Annotated in this window: 12 protein-coding genes; 4 read left to right on the top strand and 8 right to left on the bottom strand. The window is 64.7% G+C overall.

The features are described from left to right. The first annotated feature begins 66 nt into the window (after positions 1-66). Genes G8O24_RS15745 through G8O24_RS15755 form a run of 3 tightly spaced genes read left to right on the top strand, consistent with a single transcriptional unit; the run spans position 67 to position 3,281 of the window. Positions 67-552 (top strand): MarR family winged helix-turn-helix transcriptional regulator, encoded by a 486-nt coding sequence (locus tag G8O24_RS15745; RefSeq protein WP_188100719.1) that lies wholly within the window; start codon positions 67-69, stop codon positions 550-552. Continuing rightward, entirely contained in the window at positions 545-1,720 is a 1,176-nt protein-coding gene (locus G8O24_RS15750) for an HlyD family secretion protein (RefSeq protein WP_188100721.1), read from the top strand. Before G8O24_RS15745 ends, G8O24_RS15750 begins: the two co-directional genes overlap by 8 nt. Positions 1,721-1,724: 4 nt before the next feature. Further along, entirely contained in the window at positions 1,725-3,281 is a 1,557-nt protein-coding gene (locus tag G8O24_RS15755) for an MDR family MFS transporter (protein ID WP_188100722.1), read from the top strand. Positions 3,282-3,379: 98 nt separating this feature from the next. On the opposite strand, the gene G8O24_RS15760 is transcribed toward G8O24_RS15755, so the two are convergent. The 6 genes from G8O24_RS15760 to pcaF form a co-directional block, all read right to left on the bottom strand. Continuing rightward, positions 3,380-4,441, bottom strand: a complete 1,062-nt coding sequence (locus tag G8O24_RS15760) for a phosphotransferase family protein (RefSeq protein WP_188100724.1) — start codon at positions 4,439-4,441, stop codon at positions 3,380-3,382. Between the two features lie 82 nt (positions 4,442-4,523). Further along, positions 4,524-6,521, bottom strand: a complete 1,998-nt coding sequence (locus G8O24_RS15765) for a methyl-accepting chemotaxis protein (protein WP_188100726.1) — start codon at positions 6,519-6,521, stop codon at positions 4,524-4,526. Positions 6,522-6,731: 210 nt separating this feature from the next. Next, positions 6,732-7,334, bottom strand: a complete 603-nt coding sequence (gene pcaG / locus G8O24_RS15770) for a protocatechuate 3,4-dioxygenase subunit alpha (protein WP_188100728.1) — start codon at positions 7,332-7,334, stop codon at positions 6,732-6,734. Position 7,335: 1 nt separating this feature from the next. Further along, entirely contained in the window at positions 7,336-8,037 is a 702-nt protein-coding gene (gene pcaH, locus G8O24_RS15775) for a protocatechuate 3,4-dioxygenase subunit beta (RefSeq protein ID WP_188100730.1), read from the bottom strand. 123 nt (positions 8,038-8,160) lie between these two features. Further along, on the bottom strand, positions 8,161-9,054 hold the full coding sequence (locus tag G8O24_RS15780; protein WP_188100732.1) for a dioxygenase family protein: 894 nt from the start codon (positions 9,052-9,054) through the stop codon (positions 8,161-8,163). Between the two features lie 130 nt (positions 9,055-9,184). After that, a complete protein-coding gene (gene pcaF, locus G8O24_RS15785) occupies positions 9,185-10,393 on the bottom strand; it encodes a 3-oxoadipyl-CoA thiolase (protein WP_188100734.1) in 1,209 nt (402 codons plus the stop codon). Between the two features lie 215 nt (positions 10,394-10,608). On the opposite strand from pcaF, the gene mutS reads away from it, so the two are divergent. Further along, complete coding sequence (mutS, locus tag G8O24_RS15790; protein WP_188100735.1) at positions 10,609-13,347, top strand: DNA mismatch repair protein MutS; 2,739 nt, start codon at positions 10,609-10,611, stop codon at positions 13,345-13,347. A 121-nt stretch (positions 13,348-13,468) separates the two neighbouring features. Here the strand turns inward: mutS and G8O24_RS15795 are convergent, their stop codons facing one another. Both G8O24_RS15795 and G8O24_RS15800 read right to left on the bottom strand, forming a co-directional pair. After that, positions 13,469-15,145 (bottom strand): methyl-accepting chemotaxis protein, encoded by a 1,677-nt coding sequence (locus G8O24_RS15795; RefSeq protein WP_188100737.1) that lies wholly within the window; start codon positions 15,143-15,145, stop codon positions 13,469-13,471. A 381-nt stretch (positions 15,146-15,526) separates the two neighbouring features. Beyond that, complete coding sequence (locus tag G8O24_RS15800; RefSeq protein ID WP_188100740.1) at positions 15,527-16,336, bottom strand: hypothetical protein; 810 nt, start codon at positions 16,334-16,336, stop codon at positions 15,527-15,529. Positions 16,337-16,406: the final 70 nt, after the last annotated feature.

Consider the following 16,406-nt stretch of genomic DNA (forward strand, 5'->3'; position numbering starts at 1 on the left):
GTTAACCCGCCATGAAGTGATCATAAGCTTGCTTATTATATCCAAAGCTTATTGGAGACCAAGCTCATGACCCGCGGGTCGTCTGTCGACCAGAATTTCCTGTTCACGCTCGGCGAGCTTTACCGGCTCTTGCGCGTCTATGCCGACAAGGAGGCCTCGCGCTTCGGCATCACCCGCGCACAATGGGCCGTGCTCGCCAAGGTCGAGCGCAGCGAGGGCATGAAGCAGTCGGAACTCGCCGAGTTGCTGGAGATGCAGCCGATTACGCTGACCCGGCTGATCGACAAGCTCTGCGACAACGATTGGATCGAGCGCCGCAGCGACGCTTCCGACCGCCGCGTCAAGCGCCTCTATCTGAAGAAGTCCGGGCGGCAATTGCTCGGCAAGATGAGCGGCCTCAAATCCGAGCTGACCGCCAATGCGCTCGACGGCATCACCCCCGCGGACGCCCACCGTCTCCTCACCCAACTGGAAACAATCAAGGAAAACGTGCGCAGCGCGATCCAGACATCAGGCGCGGAGCAAGCACGCAAGGAGCAGCGCTATGGCTGATCAGGTTCTCAAGTTCCAGCCCGAGCAGAAGCTCGACAGCGGCAAGCCAACCAAGAAAGCCGGCACCGACCCGCGCCGCCGCATCACTGCCGGCCTGCGCCGCTATCGCCGCTTCCTGCTGATGGTGGTGCTGCCGGTCGTCGCCGTCATCGCCGGCCTCACCTTCTACCTCAATGGCGGCCGCTATGTCGGCACCGACGATGCCTATGTCGGCGCGCAGAAGGTGCTGGTGACGCCCGATATCTCCGGCAAGATCGACAAGGTCGTGGTGAGGGAGGGGCAGCTCGTCGGCCAAGGCGACGTGCTGTTCGAGATCGACCCCGTGCCGTACCGCCTCGCGGTGGACGAGGCCAAGGCGCAGCTGACGCAGGCGCAGACGACCTACGACAATCTGCGCGCCAACATCAAGATCTACGGCGACATGCTGGATCTCGCCCAAAAGGGCGTGGACCTGAAGCAGCGCGACGTCGAGCGCAAGCAGGCGCTCGTCAAGAACAGCTTTGGCTCGCAGCTCGACCTCGACAACGCCTCGAACGCGCTGGTGACGTCAGGCTCGATCGCGCAATATATGAGGCAGCAGATCTCGACCGCCAAGACCCAGCTGCTCGGCGATCCCGACCTGCCGCTGGAGAAATTCCCGCCTTACGTCCAGGCCAAGGCCAAGCTCGAGAACGCCGAACGCAACCTCGACCACACGGTGGTGCGCGCCTCGATGGGCGGCGTTGCAACGCAGGTCGAGCAGATCCAGCTCGGCCGCTATGTCGCCGCCGGAGCGGCGGTGTTCACCATCATCGACGTCGCCCATCCCTGGGTCGATGCCAATCCGAAGGAAAGCGACCTCACCTACGTCACCGAAGGACAGCCCGTCACGCTCGAGGTCGACGCGTTCCCCAACCACGTCTTCAAGGGCAAGATCGGCTCGCTCTCGCCCGGCACCGGTGCGCAATTCGCCATCCTGCCGCCGCAGAACGCCACCGGCAACTTCGTCAAGGTGGTGCAGCGCGTGCCGATCAGGATCTATTTCGACGAGAGCGACAAATACGTGAAGAAGCTGAAGGCCGGCATGAGCGTCTATGCCACCATCGATACCGGCCATCAGCGCTCGCTCGCCGGCCTGTTTGGTCTGTCGGCAACGGCCGGCCACGACAAAGATCAGGACAAGGACTGAACCGATGGCAGAGTCCAATCCTGCCCTGATGGTCCCCGGCCTGCGCCGGAACATGGTGACGATCTGCGCCATGACGGCGACCATCATGCAGGCGCTGGACACCACGATCGCCAATGTCGCCCTGCCCTACATGCAGGGCACGCTGTCGGCCTCGCAGGACCAGATCAACTGGGTGCTGACCTCCTACATCGTCGCCGCCGCGATCATGACCGCGCCGGTCGGCTGGATCTCCAACCGCTACGGCCGCAAACGCATCTTCATCATCTGCGCCGCCGGTTTCACCTTCGCCTCCGTGCTGTGCGGGCTCGCGCAGGACATCAACCAGATGGTGCTGTTCCGCCTGCTGCAGGGCGTGTTCGGCGCCGCGCTGGTGCCGCTGTCGCAGTCGGTCATGCTCGACTACTACACGCTGCAGGAACGCGCCAAGGCGATGTCGATCTGGGGCATGGGCGTGATGATGGGGCCGATCATGGGTCCGTCGCTCGGCGCCTGGCTGACCGAGACCTATTCCTGGCACTGGGTGTTCTTCGTCAATCTGCCGTTCGGTGCGATTACCGTTTTCGGGCTGATGGTGTTCATGGACGAGACCAGGAAGGACCTCAGCCTCAAATTCGATTGGTTCGGCTTCGGCGCGCTGGCGATCGCGATCGGCGCGCTCCAGCTTGCACTGGACCGCGGCGAGCAGCTCGACTGGTTCGAGTCGGTCGAGATCGTGACCGAGTTCGTCATTTCGGGCGTCGCGTTCTATTACTTCTTCGCCCATTCCTTCACGACGTCAAAACCCTTCATCCAGTTCGCGCTGTTCCGGGATCGCAACTTCCTCACCGGCTGCATCTTCATGACGGTGATGGGCCTCGTGCTGTATTCGACCATGGCGCTGGCCTCGCCGTACCTGCAAAATGTCATCGGCTATCCCATCATGACCGCCGGCGGCCTGCTCGCCAGCCGCGGCTTCGGCACCTTCTTCGCCATGATGATGGTCGGCCGCATCATGAAGTATATCGAGGCGCGCACGCTGATCATCGCAGGCCTGACGCTGACCGCGGCCTCGCTGTTCCAGATGACCGGCTGGACCGACCAGACCCAGGTGCCGGAGATCGTCATCGTCAGCGTGATCCAGGGCTTTGGTTTCGGCCTCGTCTTCGTGCCGCTCTCGACGGTGTCGTTCCTGACGCTGCCGAACCATTTGCGCACCGACGGCACCTCGATGCTGACGCTGCTCCGCAACGTCGCGAGCTCGGTCGGCATCTCCATCGTGATCGCCCAGCTGACGCAGGGCACGCGCAAGACCTATGCAATCCTCTCCGAGCACATCAACCCGTTCAACCACGCACTGCAGATGCCCGACGTCCGCGGCCTGCTCGACCTCTCCACCGACGCCGGCCGCGCCATGGCCGACCGCATGGTCAGCGTGCAGGCGCAGATCATCGCTTTCGCGCACGATTATCAGCTGGTGATGTTCTTCATTCTCTGCACCATCCCGCTGGCGCTGATGATCGGCTCGACCAAGGCCTCGCTGCGCAAGCAGGCCGCGGGGCCGGAGCATGCGGTGATGGAGTAGCCACTACTGCTTACCACAAACTCCACCGTCGTCCCGGCGAAGGCCGGGACGACACTGAAAATGTCGAGAGGCCGGCGCACCTCATCCCCACCGTGTAGCTACAGCAACTCCTCGCAGCCCAGATCCTCGACCGCCATCATCACCCGCTCCAGATTGTTCCACCAGATGCCCGGCGGGAGGTCGATCGCCCATTGCCAGACCGGCTTGGTGATGTGCCAGAGCACCGACCAGCGATAATCCTGGTCGAGCGCGCCGCGGGTGTAGCCTGTCACGCCGTGTGCGAGCAGCGTCTCGTAATAGCGATTGAGCAGCGCGCGCTCGAGCGCCTGCCGGCGCTCCGGATACCATTGGATCGCCATCATGTAGGCCAGATCGTGGGTGGGCACATTGATCCCCCACAGGTCGAAATCGAACATGCGCACGGTGTCGGCGACATCGGCGCGCGGCAGCAGGAAATTCCAGGTGTGCGCGTCGCCATGGACGATGCTGAGGTGGCGCCGCGAAAGATAGCGCTGCGACAGCCTGGCCGATTGTTCGATGAGACGACGATACAGGATCCGTCGCTCCTCGCTGAGGCGATCGCCGAGCGCGTCGGCGAAGCGATCGTAATGACCGGCGAAGGTCTCCATGCGCGCTGCGCTATCCTCGGCGCTCGCCCAGGTGCCGACGGTCACGCCGAGATCGGGGTGATTCCACCATACCGCATGCAGGCCCGCCAACGTCGTGACGATGGCCATCGACTGATCTCGCGACGGCGGCAGCGTCGGCACTGTCGCGAGTTCATGGCTGTCGGTGAGGTCTTCGAGCAGGAGATGCCATCTGCCGCTCTCCGCGTCGAACTGTCCGTCGAAGCAGCGGGCTACGAGTCCCGGCGGCATGTTCGGCGCGAGCTGCGTGTAAAAGGCGACTTCGTGCTCACCGCGATCCGCCGGCGTCCCGGCAAAGGCAGCATGCGCCATCTTCAGGATCAGCGTCTGCGGTGAACCGGAGGACACCCCGACATAGCGCAAGCCGAGACGGATGATCTGCGAGACGATCGTGTCGCGCTGGTGCAGCACCTTCACCTCGCGCACCGCGCCTGCGTCCAGCGCGCCGGCCTTGCGCAGCGCGGCCGTGAGGTAGCCAGGCTCGGCGACCACAGGAAGTTGCGGAATTGTCATGACCACGATGCCCCCCGTGCCGCGCAATACTGCACGATCGCAACCGCGGACACCAGCGGCAGATGCACCGAAGGGGCGGTCCCTAGGCCGCCGCCGCTTCGGTTTCGAAATTCCGGGCGATGTAGCGCGCGAGCTCGGCCCTTTGCGCATCGCCGAGGACAAAGGCGACATGGGCGGCTTCGCCATCATGGGTCCGCACGGTGAAGGGAAGTTGCGGTGCGAACCCCTTGATGTGGAGTACGCCAGTCGCGTTGACGTCGAGCTGGGGCGCGCAGCGGATCCAGGCACCGCCTTCCGAAAGATCAACCAGCGTGGCCGCGTGCGCAGCCTGCCGGCTGTCGGTCACCGTCGCTTCCAGGTCCGTGGGATAGCGTTTGCTGAGGCGGCGATCGACCTCCGCCGCTGAACTGCGTACCGTGCGAACCAACAGCGATTGCAGCGACGACAGGTTCGAAGACACGCCGGCAATCGCGTCTCTCATATCGGCCGCGCGGGCATTGACGGAATCGGCGTCCTGGCTGACGCGGGCGATCTTGGCGGATACCTGCTTGGCCGCGGATGCCGATTCCTGGATCGACCGCGCGATCTCCCGCGTTGCGGCGTCCTGCTGCTCCATCGCCGCGGCCACCGACGTCGCAACGCCGTCGATTTCGGTGATCTGACCACCCATCTCCTCAACCGCATCCACAGCGGCTTGCGTCGAGGCTTGAATCTCCGCAATCAGCCGCGCGATTTCTTCGGTCGATTTCGCAGTCTGGTTGGACAAGGATTTGACTTCAGCCGCCACCACCGCGAAGCCACGACCGGCCTCGCCCGCACGGGCGGCCTCGATCGTTGCGTTCAAGGCAAGCAAGTTGGTCTGGCCGGCGATCCCTCCGATCAGATCGGAGACTTCGGCAATCTTCTTGACCGACCCTGACAGCGCCTGGATGGTCGTCCGCGCCTGCTCGCGCCCGGCCACGGCCGATGCGGTGACCTGGCTTGCGCGGGCCAATTGCCCCGAAATCTCGCGTATGGATGCCGTCAGCTGCTCTGCGGCGGCCGAGACCGTATCCGCGCTGGCAAGGGCCTGCTCGGAAGCCGCGGCAACGCCTTGTGATTCCACCGACAGATTTCGCGCGATATCCGACAGATCGGTGGCGGCACGCTCAACGCCCTGGGTCGCGTCGGTGGCGGTCTCGACCGATGCGCCGGTTTCCCGCTCGACGGTGGCAGCCATGTTCATCAGGGCATTGCGCTTTGCGATGGTGGCCTGCTCTTCGTTGCGAATCTGCTCGTCGCGCAGCTTCAGATTCTCGAGCGCGCTCTGCTTGAACACGGCGAGCGCACCGGCCATCGAGCCCACCTCGTCGCGGCGGCTGGCATAGGGCACTTCCGCAGACAGGTCTCCAGTCGCAAGTTTTTGCATCGCATCAGTCATCCGGACGATCGGACGAACGACCCCGAATGAAACGAAGGCAATACCGCCGATGATCAGCGTCAGCACGACGGCCGACACACCCCACACGACGTAGGAGATGGAGGCGTCGCGGACCGACGCAAGCTTCTCCATGTCGGCGTTCTGCTTGTTAGCCCCTTCGACGATACTGTCGATGATGGCGCGATGAGCCGTGTAGACATCCTTCAACTGCGCATAGGCACGCTCAGCCGACGCCGCATCTTTGCTTGTGAGGGCCGGCATGAGCTGATCGAATACAAAATTCCAGAACTTTTGGACCTCGACATCCGATTTGGAAACCAGCGCCGTCTTCAGATCTGCCGGCAGGCTCGATGCACTCCAGAATGCCTTGCGATCTTCATAGTCTTTCCGCAGCTGCACCAGGCGCTCGCCGTGCGCGGCAAGCTGATCCGGCTGCCGCATGGCCAAAGTGGCTTCCAGATAGGCCTCCAGCACATAGGCCGGAGGCGGCAGGATATCGGCGACGAGATCATTGCCGAGCTTGATGTCGGAATACAGCGGGCCTCCGACCTTCAGCTCGCGCAGCGCATAGACGCTGGTCGCCAGCACCGCCGAGAAGCCGATCACGAGCAGAAGACCGAACGCGATGATGGCCGAGGAAATCGACAGACGCATTTTCATGGAGGAAGCCCGCAATACGTACGCTCCCCATTGCTAGTGCCATTAAGTCAACGGACACTGAATGGAGCTGTCGAAATCCGGCAGCAACGACCTCCGTAAGAGACCGGAGGAGGAAGAATAATTCCGCATGCTTCATGCTTGATAGCATCAAAACATATGCCCGGGACAAGCCCGGGCATTGGCAGCGGAAGAAACAATCGAGCCGTTGCTTCACACGTCGAAGAACACGGTCTCGTTGTCGCCCTGCAGGCGCAGGTCGAGCTTGTAGACGGCCTTGCCGGCCTCACGCACCGCGGTCAGCGTGGCGCGGCGGTCGGCCGGCACCAGGCTCAGCACGGGATCGGCGCCGTTGCCGGCCTCGTCGCTGAAATAGATGCGGGTGTAGAGATGCCGCAGCATGCCGCGCGCGAACACCGCCAGAACGAGATGCGGCGCCTGCGGCTTGCCATCGGGATCGGGCACCACGCCCGGCTTGATGGTGTCGAAGGAATAATTGCCGTCCTTGTCGGTGCCGCAGCGGGCGAAGCCGCGGAAGCTCGCATTCGGCAGCGCGCGCTTGTCCTGCGGATCGGCGTAGCGCCCCTGCGCATCCGCCTGCCAGATCTCCAGCATGGCGTCGGGCACGACGGCCCCGTCGCCGTCGAGCACCCGGCCCTCGATACGGACGCGGTCGCCCGAAACGTCGGGCGTCAGCGTCGAGTTGGTGAAGGCGTCGTTCCAGGCGTAGTCGCCCGTCGGCGTCAGGCCGTATTTGAAGAACGGGCCGACCGTCTGCGACGGCGTGATCCCATCGGGCTTCACAGAATCCTGCACGTTAGTGGTTCTCCATGGGGGTCGCGTTCTTGCCGCGCAGCACGATGTCGAAGCGATAGCACAGCGCCCATTCGGGCTTGGTGTTCTCCAGGTCGAACGAGGAGACCATGCGCATCCGTGCCTTCTCGTCCGGCACCGAGTTGAAGATCGGATCGAACGGGAACAGCGGGTCGCCCGGAAAATACATCTGCGTCACCAGGCGCGAGACGAAGGAATGGCCGAACACCGACAGATGGATGTGGGCAGGGCGCCAGGCATTGTGGTGATTGCCCCAGGGGTAGGCGCCCGGCTTGATGCTGACGAAGCGGTAATAACCTGATGCATCGCTTAACGTGCGGCCCGCGCCGGTGAAATTGGGATCGAGCGGCGCCGGATGCTGGTCGCGGACATGGACGTAGCGGCCGCAGGCATTGGCCTGCCAGATCTCGACCAGCGTGTTGGCGACGCCGCGGCCGTCCTCGTCGCGGACGTGGCCATGGACGATGATGCGCTCGCCGAGCGGCTCGCCCTTGTGCTGGGTGGTGAGATCGTTGTCGCCCTCGCGCACGGTCTCGTGGCCGTAGACCGGGCCGGTCAATTCCGACAGCGTATGGCGCATCGGGATCAGGGGCTGGTTCGGCGCGCGCTTGATCGAGCTCTTGTACGCGGGCGACAGCGGCAGCGGATGCGCCTTGTTGCTGCCAGTCGGATAGATGAAGGTCATCGGCGAACTCCTCCCCGGCCATTTTCGGGCAGCCGGACACCATTTGCGCCAATCATTATAGGATATAACTAAATTGGGGAAGCGGGTTTAGCGCCGTTTCGCCCCGGGAACGGACCGGCAGCCCTACTTGATCGGCGCACGCGGCAGCACGGCCTCCCCGGCTTCGAGCCGGTAGGTGTGGTCGAGCGAATACCAGGGGGTCGAGACGTCACGCGCGGTCGGATGCGGCGCCTCGTGGCGCACGAACTTGCCGATCAGCGCCTGTGTCACGCCGAACTGCACGTCGCTGTCGATATGGGGATCGTTGGGATCGTAGACTTGCGAGATCAACACCTTGAAGCCGGGCTTGAAGATCAGTGCGTGCAGATGCGCGGGACGATAGGGGTGCCGGCTCTGCGCCTTCAGGAGGCGGCCGACCACGCCATCGGTCGGAATGGGATAGCCCGTCATCATCACCGAGCGAAAGGCGAAGCGCCCATCGGAATCCGTCGTGAACTTGCCGCGCAGGTTCATGTCGGCCTGCTCGGGGTCCTGGTTCTCGTAGAGACCAACCGGCGAGGCGTGCCAGACATCGACCTCCGCGCCGACGACGGGCTGGCCGTCCTTGTCGACGACGCGACCGCTGACGAACAGAGGCGTGCCCGGAGTCTCCGAGCGCACGATCGATCCGCCATTCTCGACCCGGGGCGAATTCAACCGCCAGAACGGCCCGAGCAAGGATTGATCGGTCTCCGTATTGCCCTGATCGCCATTGTTGAGCAGGCAGACCAGCGACGAAACGCCGAGCGAGCCCGCCATCAGCACGACTTCGTTGTGCGTGTCGGTGGTCAGCTTGCCGAGCTCGGCAATGATGGCGGTCGCGTCGCGGAATTCCTTCTCGGTCAGCCTGACGTCGCGGACGAAGCCGTGCAGATGCTTGACCAGCGAGACCATGATCTGCCGCATCCGCGGATCGGACGTCCGCTCCATCACCGAGAGGGCGGCGGCCGTGACGTCCTGCTCGCGCTTGATGATCATGGCGCTACCCTCTCACCTGGCGTCATGGCCGGGCTTGTCCCGGCCATCCACGAACTTTCTTCTCGTGGAGCCAAGAACGTGGATGCCCGGGACAAGCCCGGGCATGACGAACGCGTGGATTGAGAGAAACTTAGTTCACCTTCTCGATCGCCACGGCAACGCCCTGGCCGACGCCGACGCACATGGTGGCGAGGGCGAGCTTGCCGCCGCGCTTCTCCATGCCGTGCACGGCGGTGAGCGCGAGGCGCGCGCCGCTCATGCCGAGGGGATGGCCGAGCGCGATGGCGCCGCCATGCGGATTGACGTAATCGGCATCGTCGGCGACGCCGAGCTGGCGCATGCATGCGATGCCCTGCGAGGCGAAGGCTTCGTTGAGCTCGATCAGATCGAAATCGCCGATCTTCTTGCCCAGGCGCTCCATCAGCTTGCGGGTTGCGGGCACGGGGCCGATGCCCATGATGCGCGGCGGCACGCCGGCCGAAGCGAGGCCGAGGATGCGCGCGCGGGGCGTCAGGCCGTGCTTCCTTACGGCAGCTTCGGACGCGAGGATCATCGCGGCGGCGCCGTCATTGACGCCGGAGGCGTTGCCGGCCGTGACGGTGCCCGGATTGCGCACGATCGGCTTCAGTTTGGCGAGGCCCTCCAGCGTGGTTTCGGGACGCGGATGCTCGTCCTTGTCGACCGTGATGGGCCCGGCCTTGCCGCCGGGAATGGTGATCGGGGTGATCTCCTCGGCGAAATAGCCTGATGCGATTGCCTTGCCGGCGCGCTGCTGCGAGCGGATGGCGAAGGCATCCTGGTCGGCACGCGAGACCTGGAACTCCTCGGCGACGTTCTCGCCGGTCTCCGGCATCGCGTCGACGCCGTACTGGGCCTTCAAGAGCGGATTGATGAAGCGCCAGCCGATGGTGGTGTCGAAGATCTCGGCCGAGCGCGAGAAGGCTTCCTGCGCCTTGCCCATCACGAACGGCGCGCGGGTCATGGATTCGACGCCGCCGGCGATCGCGAGCTCGATCTCGCCGGAGCGGATGGCGCGGCCCGCCGCACCGACCGCGTCGAGGCCGGAGGCGCAGAGCCGGTTCAGGGTCTGGCCGGGAACCGAATCCGGCAGCCCCGCCAGCAGCAGCGCCATGCGCGCGACGTTGCGGTTGTCCTCGCCGGCCTGGTTGGCGCAGCCGAAGAACACTTCGTCCACCTGCGCCCAGTCGAGATTGGGGTGCTTGGCCATCAGCGCCTTGATCGGGGCCGCGGCGAGGTCGTCGGCGCGCACCTTGGCGAGCGAGCCGCCGAAACGGCCGATCGGGGTCCGCACGGCATCGCAGATAAAGACGTCACGCATCGTTGTTCTCCCTGAATGCCGCGATCCGGCGAAAATTCTTCAATGTCGGCGGAGTTTTAGGAGGGCGCCCGCGGCAGGTCAATTGACGGTTTCACGCGTGTTCCGAGGGTGTCCACGCCGGCAGCGCATGTCGCGGTGCGGACAACGTGGAAAACCTCCCGTCTCCGGCCAAAGCGATAGGAGCGGGGGGCGAAATTTTGTAGGTTGCGCCGCCCATGACGATGCAACAGCCGATATCAGTCCCGCCCCCCGACGAAGCAGCCGCGCCGCCGGCGGAAGCCGCCGCGCGCGTCACGCCGATGATGGAACAGTATCTGGAGATCAAGGCGGCGCATCAGGGCCTGCTGCTGTTCTACCGGATGGGCGATTTCTACGAGCTGTTCTTCGAGGACGCCGAGATCGCCTCGAAAACGCTCGGCATCGTCTTGACCAAGCGCGGCAAGCATCAGGGCAACGACATCCCGATGTGCGGCGTGCCGGTCGAGCGCTCCGAGGATTATCTGCACCGCCTGATCAGCGCCGGCCACCGGGTCGCGGTGTGCGAGCAGACCGAGGATCCTGCGGCGGCGAAAGCGCGCGGCAACAAGAGCGTGGTGCGCCGCGGCGTGGTGCGGCTGGTCACGCCGGGCACACTGACGGAAGACACGCTGCTCGATGCGCGCGCCAACAATTATCTGCTCGCGATCGCGCGGGCCCGTTCGTCGGCCGGCGGCGACCGCTTCGGGCTCGCCTGGATCGACATCTCGACCGCCGAATTCACGGTGACGGAAGTTTCAGGAGGTGAGCTCGCCGCGACGCTGGCGCGCATCAACCCGAACGAAGCCATCGTCACCGACGCACTGTATAGCGATAACGAGCTCGGACAGACCTTGCGCGAGCTGCCGGCAGTGACGCCGCTGACGCGCGACGTCTTCGACGGCGCCACCGCCGAGAAGCGGCTGTGCGACTATTTTGCAGTCGCGACCATGGATGGCCTCACGCAGCTGACGCGGCTGGAAGCCACCGCCGCGGCCGCCGCCGTCACCTATGTCGACCGCACCCAGGTCGGCAAGCACCCGCCGCTGTCGCCGCCGACGCGCGAGGCTTCCGGCGCCACCATGGCAATCGATCCGGCCACCCGCGCCAATCTCGAACTGACGCGGACGCTCGCCGGCGAGCGCCGCGGTTCGCTGCTCGATGCCATCGACTGCACGGTGACCTCGGCCGGCTCGCGCCTGCTGGCGCAGCGGCTCGCCGCGCCCTTGACCGATGCGCCAGCGATCGCGCGACGGTTAGACGCGGTCAGCGCCTTCGTCGCTGATGCCGCGACGCGCGAGGACATCCGCAGCATTCTGCGCGGCGCGCCCGACATGTCGCGGGCCCTCGCCCGCCTCTCGGTCGGCCGCGGCGGACCGCGCGACCTCGCAGGCCTGCGCGATGGCATCATCGCCGCCGACCAGGTGCTGGCGCGGCTGTCCGAGCTCGACCAGCCGCCGCAGGAGATCGCGGTCATCATGGCGGCGCTCAAGCGTCCCTCGCGCGAGCTCGCAGCCGAATTTGCCAGCGCGCTCGACGAGCAGCTGCCCCTGATCAAGCGCGACGGCGGCTTCGTGCGACAGGGCTACGAGCCCGCGCTCGACGAAGCGCGCAACCTGCGCGATGCCTCGCGTCTGGTCGTGGCGTCGATGCAGGCGCGCTATGCCGACGACACCGGCGTCAAGGCGCTCAAGATCCGGCACAACAACGTGCTCGGCTATTTCGTCGAGGTGACGGCGCAGCACGGCGACAAGCTGATGTCGGCGCCGCTGAATGCGACCTTCATCCACCGCCAGACATTGGCGGGCCAGGTCCGGTTCACGACATCGGAGCTGGGCGAAATCGAAGCCAAGATCGCCAATGCCGGCGATCGCGCGCTCGGCCTCGAGCTCGAGATCTTCGAACGTCTCTGCGCCAAGGCCCTCGCGATCAGCGACGATTTGCGCGCTGCGGCGCAAGGCTTTGCGCTGCTCGACGTCGCGACGTCGCTGGCAAAGCTCGCGGTCGACGAGAATTACGTTCGGCCCGAGGTCGACGGCTCGCTCGCCTTCGCGATCGAGGCCGGCCGCCATCCCGTGGTGGAGCAGGCCCTGAAGCGCAATGGCGAGCCGTTCATCGCCAATGCCTGCGATCTGTCGCCGGCACCTGCACAAAAGTCCGGCCAGCTCTGGCTGCTCACCGGTCCGAACATGGCGGGTAAATCAACCTTCCTGCGCCAGAACGCGCTGATCGCTCTTCTCGCTCAAATCGGAAGTTTCGTGCCGGCGACGCGCGCCCGGATCGGCATCATCGACCGCCTGTTCTCGCGCGTCGGCGCCGCCGACGATCTCGCGCGCGGCCGCTCCACCTTCATGGTGGAGATGGTCGAGACCGCGGCGATCCTGAACCAGGCCGGCGAGCGCGCCCTCGTGATCTTAGATGAGATCGGCCGTGGCACCGCGACCTTCGACGGCCTCTCGATCGCCTGGGCCGCGATCGAGCATCTGCACGAAAGCAACCGCTGCCGCACCCTGTTCGCCACCCACTATCACGAACTGACCGCGCTCTCGGCAAAACTGCCGCGCATGTTCAACGCCACGGTGCGGGTAAAGGAATGGCAGGGCAATGTCGTGTTCCTGCACGAGGTGCTGCCCGGCTCGGCCGACCGCTCCTACGGCATCCAGGTCGCCAAGCTCGCCGGCCTGCCGCCGGCCGTGATCACCCGCGCCAAATCGGTGCTGGCGAAGCTGGAAGCGCAGGACCGCGGCCAGACCGCGCGTGCGCTGGCCGACGATCTGCCGCTGTTCGCCGTTCCCTCCCGCGCCGCCGCGGAAGCCGCGCCGCCGAGCGAGGCCGAACTGCTGATGGAGGCGGTGAAGGCGCTGCATCCGGACGAGATGTCGCCGCGCGAGGCACTGGATGCGCTGTACGCGTTGAAGGCAAAACTGCCGAAGCAATAAGATGCTGTAGGGTGGGCAAGGCGCAACGCGCCGTGCCCACCATCTCTCTCGATCGCAAAAAAGGCGTGGGCACGCTTCGCTTTGCCCACCCTACGATTTCTACGATTCCTGCGCGCTTGGCTTACGCCCTTGCCGCGATCGCGGCCGCTTCCGCGGCGGCACGCTGCATGCTGGTCGACATCTCGTTGGTGACGGTGCTCTGCTCCTCGACGGCGGCGGCGGTCGAGGTGACGTATTCGCTGACGTTGTGGATCGCCTGCTTGATCGAGCCGAGCGCGCTGACGACATCGCCGGAAATGCCGTTGAGGCTGCCGATCTCCTGGCCGATCTTGTCGGTGGCCTGCTTGGCCTGGTTGGCGAGGCTCTTCACTTCGGATGCCACCACAGCAAATCCGCGGCCAGCCTCGCCGGCGCGGGCAGATTCAATGGTGGCGTTCAGCGCGAGCAGATTGATCTGCCCGGTGATGTTGTTGATCATCTCGACGATGCCGCTCATCGCCTGCGCGGCCTCGGTGAGGCGCTGGGCCTGGGCATCGGCGGCGGCCACCTGATCCACGGCGCTCATCGCGGTCTCGCGCGACTTGGTCATGGCCTCGGAGATCTCCCGCACCGAGGCGTTGAGCTCCTCGGAGCCTGCGGCGACCGACTCCATCATGCCGCGGACGCGCTCGTTGCCCATGCGGACCAGCACCTGCCTGGTGGTGTCGGTGGCATATTTCACGACCTTGAACGGCTTGCCGTTGAGATCGAGGATCGGATTGTAGGAGGCCTGGATGTAGACTTCCTTGCCGCCCTTGCCGATCCGCTTGTATTCGGCCGCCTGGTACTGGCCGCGATTGAGCGCGGCCCAGAACTCGCGATAGGCGGCGCCGTCGCGCTCGCCGGGCTCGACGAACATGCTGTGATGCCGGCCCTTGATTTCGGCCAGCGAGTAGCCGAGCGCGTGGAGGAAATTGTCGTTCGCAGTGATGATGGTGCCGTCCATGTTGAACTCGATCACGGCCTGCGCCTTGTCGATCGCCGCGATCTGACCGGCGAGATCGGCGGTCTTCAGCTTCTCCGCGGTGACGTCGGTCGCGAACTTGACGACGCCATAGGGCTTGCCGCTCTCGTCGAGCAGCGGATTGTAGGAGGCGAGAATCCACACCTCCCTGCCGCCCTTGCCGATCCGCTTGAATTCGCCGGCCTGGTAATCACCACGGTTGAGCGCGGCCCAGAATTCGCGATAGGCGGGGCCGTTGCGGACGGCCTCGGCCACGAACATGCTGTGATGCTTGCCCTGGATCTCGGCGAGCGAGTAGCCGAGCGCCTTGCAGAAATTCTCGTTGGCCGTGACGATGGTACCGTCGAGCTTGAACTCGATGACGGCCTGGGCGCGGCTGATGGCGGCGATCTTCGAAGCGTCCGTCATGCTCCGGATCTTCTTCGCGGTGATTTCGGTCGCAATCTTGGCGACCATCACCGTCTTGCCGTTGCCGTCGCGCACCGGATTGTAGGATGCTTCGATCCAGACCTCGTGGCCGTCCTTCGCGATCCGCTTGAACTCGCGCGCCTGATACTCGCCACGGTTCAGAGCGGCCCAGAACGCCTTGTACTCGGCGCTGTCGCGCTGGTCGGCCGGCACGAACATCGAGTGATGCTTGCCCTGGATCTCGTCGAGCCGATAGCCGAGGGCGTCGAGAAAGTTCTTGTTGGCCGTGATGATCGTGCCATCCAGATTGAATTCGATCATGGCCTGCGAGCGGCCGATGGCATCGAGCCGCGACTGGGCGTCAATCTGGGACTTGCGACCGAACATCGAAGAATCTCCATCTCGAAATTTAGGTGGACAGCTTTTGGGGGACATCACCTTCGCGGCGACCCCGCCATACTCAAATCGACAATTCCCGCGAGTCCCTGCACTCGGATGCAGCTCGGACGAGTTCGCGCTGGCAACAGCGGACGCAGGTACGCGCGGCTATTCGTAGGCGAAAAGCGCGAAGAAAGTTCTAATAGAATTAGCGGGAAACAGCACGGGGAACGGCCACCAGCGCAACGAAGGCTTGCATCCCTGAAAACCGCACGCCGTACTGGCTGAATGATGCTTCTCATTCAATGACTTGGCAGACTGCCGCGGATCTGCCGGCCTGACACGGCAAGTTGGTCTTTCCGCGACTCCCAATCGCGCAGGTCCGTAGTCTCACTGCTTGTGCCGCGCCTTTCGCATCGCACGCCGACCAATCGCCCACAGCGTCAGGTTCCACGCAATGCAGGTTCCAAGCGCAAGGCATAGACCGAGTGCCGAGCCGAATTGCACCACCGCGACGTGCATGACGGCAATCGCCATTCCGAAACCGAGCAGACCCCAGTCAGAGTTGGCGAGCACGGCGGCGGTGGGAGGCCCGCCGATGCGCGGATGCAGGATCACCATCATGCTGGAGAACACCACCGGATAGAGCGCGATGATGCCGCTGATGCGCGGCCCGACCCAGCCCGATGTCGAGACGACGATGGCGACGAGAGTCGCAACCAGCACGGCCCGCATCGGAATGTCGTACCAGCGGCGCGTCACCAGCGGCATCTTGACGTGGCGATAGCCCGCGAGCAGCGGAATACAGATACCGAACGCAATGAAGTTCACGGCGAGCCCGGCGGCCAGGGTCCAGTCGAACAGGCGGATGACCGAAGCCATCGCAAGCCAGATCGCGACTGCGGCGCCGAAACTCACGGCGAGATCATGCCGCTGCGCCAGCACGACATAGGTGAGCGCCATGAAGATCGTTGCGGCGTTGACCGGAAGGCTCGACAGCGCGCCTTGCGCGATGAAGGCCGCGTCATGGTCGATGGCGAGGAAGACATAGGAAGGGCCGGCGGAAACCGGCAGCGTCGCCACCAGCGCGCCGATCACCGGCCCCGACCGCTCGGTAATGACGGAAGCCGACACGACGAAGGCCGCGGCAATCGCCATGCGCAGAAGAAGGAAAAGGATGAAGTGGAGGTCGAGGGGCATTGAACGCGGGATGTTATTGTTGAGAACCGTTTTCCGCGGGCTCGTTCACCCCTCCCGGAGGGAGAGGCCG

The sequence above is a fragment of the Bradyrhizobium campsiandrae genome (assembly GCF_014529705.1).
GTDB lineage: Bacteria > Pseudomonadota > Alphaproteobacteria > Rhizobiales > Xanthobacteraceae > Bradyrhizobium > Bradyrhizobium campsiandrae.

What these genes read in the sequence shown, in the direction of transcription:
- G8O24_RS15745 (WP_188100719.1), top strand. Translation starts at nt 67, where the DNA reads ATGACCCGCGGGTCGTCTGTCGACCAGAATTTCCTGTTCACGCTCGGC.
- G8O24_RS15750 (WP_188100721.1), top strand. Translation starts at nt 545, where the DNA reads ATGGCTGATCAGGTTCTCAAGTTCCAGCCCGAGCAGAAGCTCGACAGC.
- G8O24_RS15755 (WP_188100722.1), top strand. Translation starts at nt 1,725, where the DNA reads ATGGCAGAGTCCAATCCTGCCCTGATGGTCCCCGGCCTGCGCCGGAAC.
- G8O24_RS15760 (WP_188100724.1), bottom strand. Translation starts at nt 4,441, where the DNA reads ATGACAATTCCGCAACTTCCTGTGGTCGCCGAGCCTGGCTACCTCACG.
- G8O24_RS15765 (WP_188100726.1), bottom strand. Translation starts at nt 6,521, where the DNA reads ATGAAAATGCGTCTGTCGATTTCCTCGGCCATCATCGCGTTCGGTCTT.
- pcaH (WP_188100730.1), bottom strand. Translation starts at nt 8,037, where the DNA reads ATGACCTTCATCTATCCGACTGGCAGCAACAAGGCGCATCCGCTGCCG.
- G8O24_RS15780 (WP_188100732.1), bottom strand. Translation starts at nt 9,054, where the DNA reads ATGATCATCAAGCGCGAGCAGGACGTCACGGCCGCCGCCCTCTCGGTG.
- pcaF (WP_188100734.1), bottom strand. Translation starts at nt 10,393, where the DNA reads ATGCGTGACGTCTTTATCTGCGATGCCGTGCGGACCCCGATCGGCCGT.
- mutS (WP_188100735.1), top strand. Translation starts at nt 10,609, where the DNA reads ATGACGATGCAACAGCCGATATCAGTCCCGCCCCCCGACGAAGCAGCC.
- G8O24_RS15795 (WP_188100737.1), bottom strand. Translation starts at nt 15,145, where the DNA reads ATGTTCGGTCGCAAGTCCCAGATTGACGCCCAGTCGCGGCTCGATGCC.
- G8O24_RS15800 (WP_188100740.1), bottom strand. Translation starts at nt 16,336, where the DNA reads ATGCCCCTCGACCTCCACTTCATCCTTTTCCTTCTTCTGCGCATGGCG.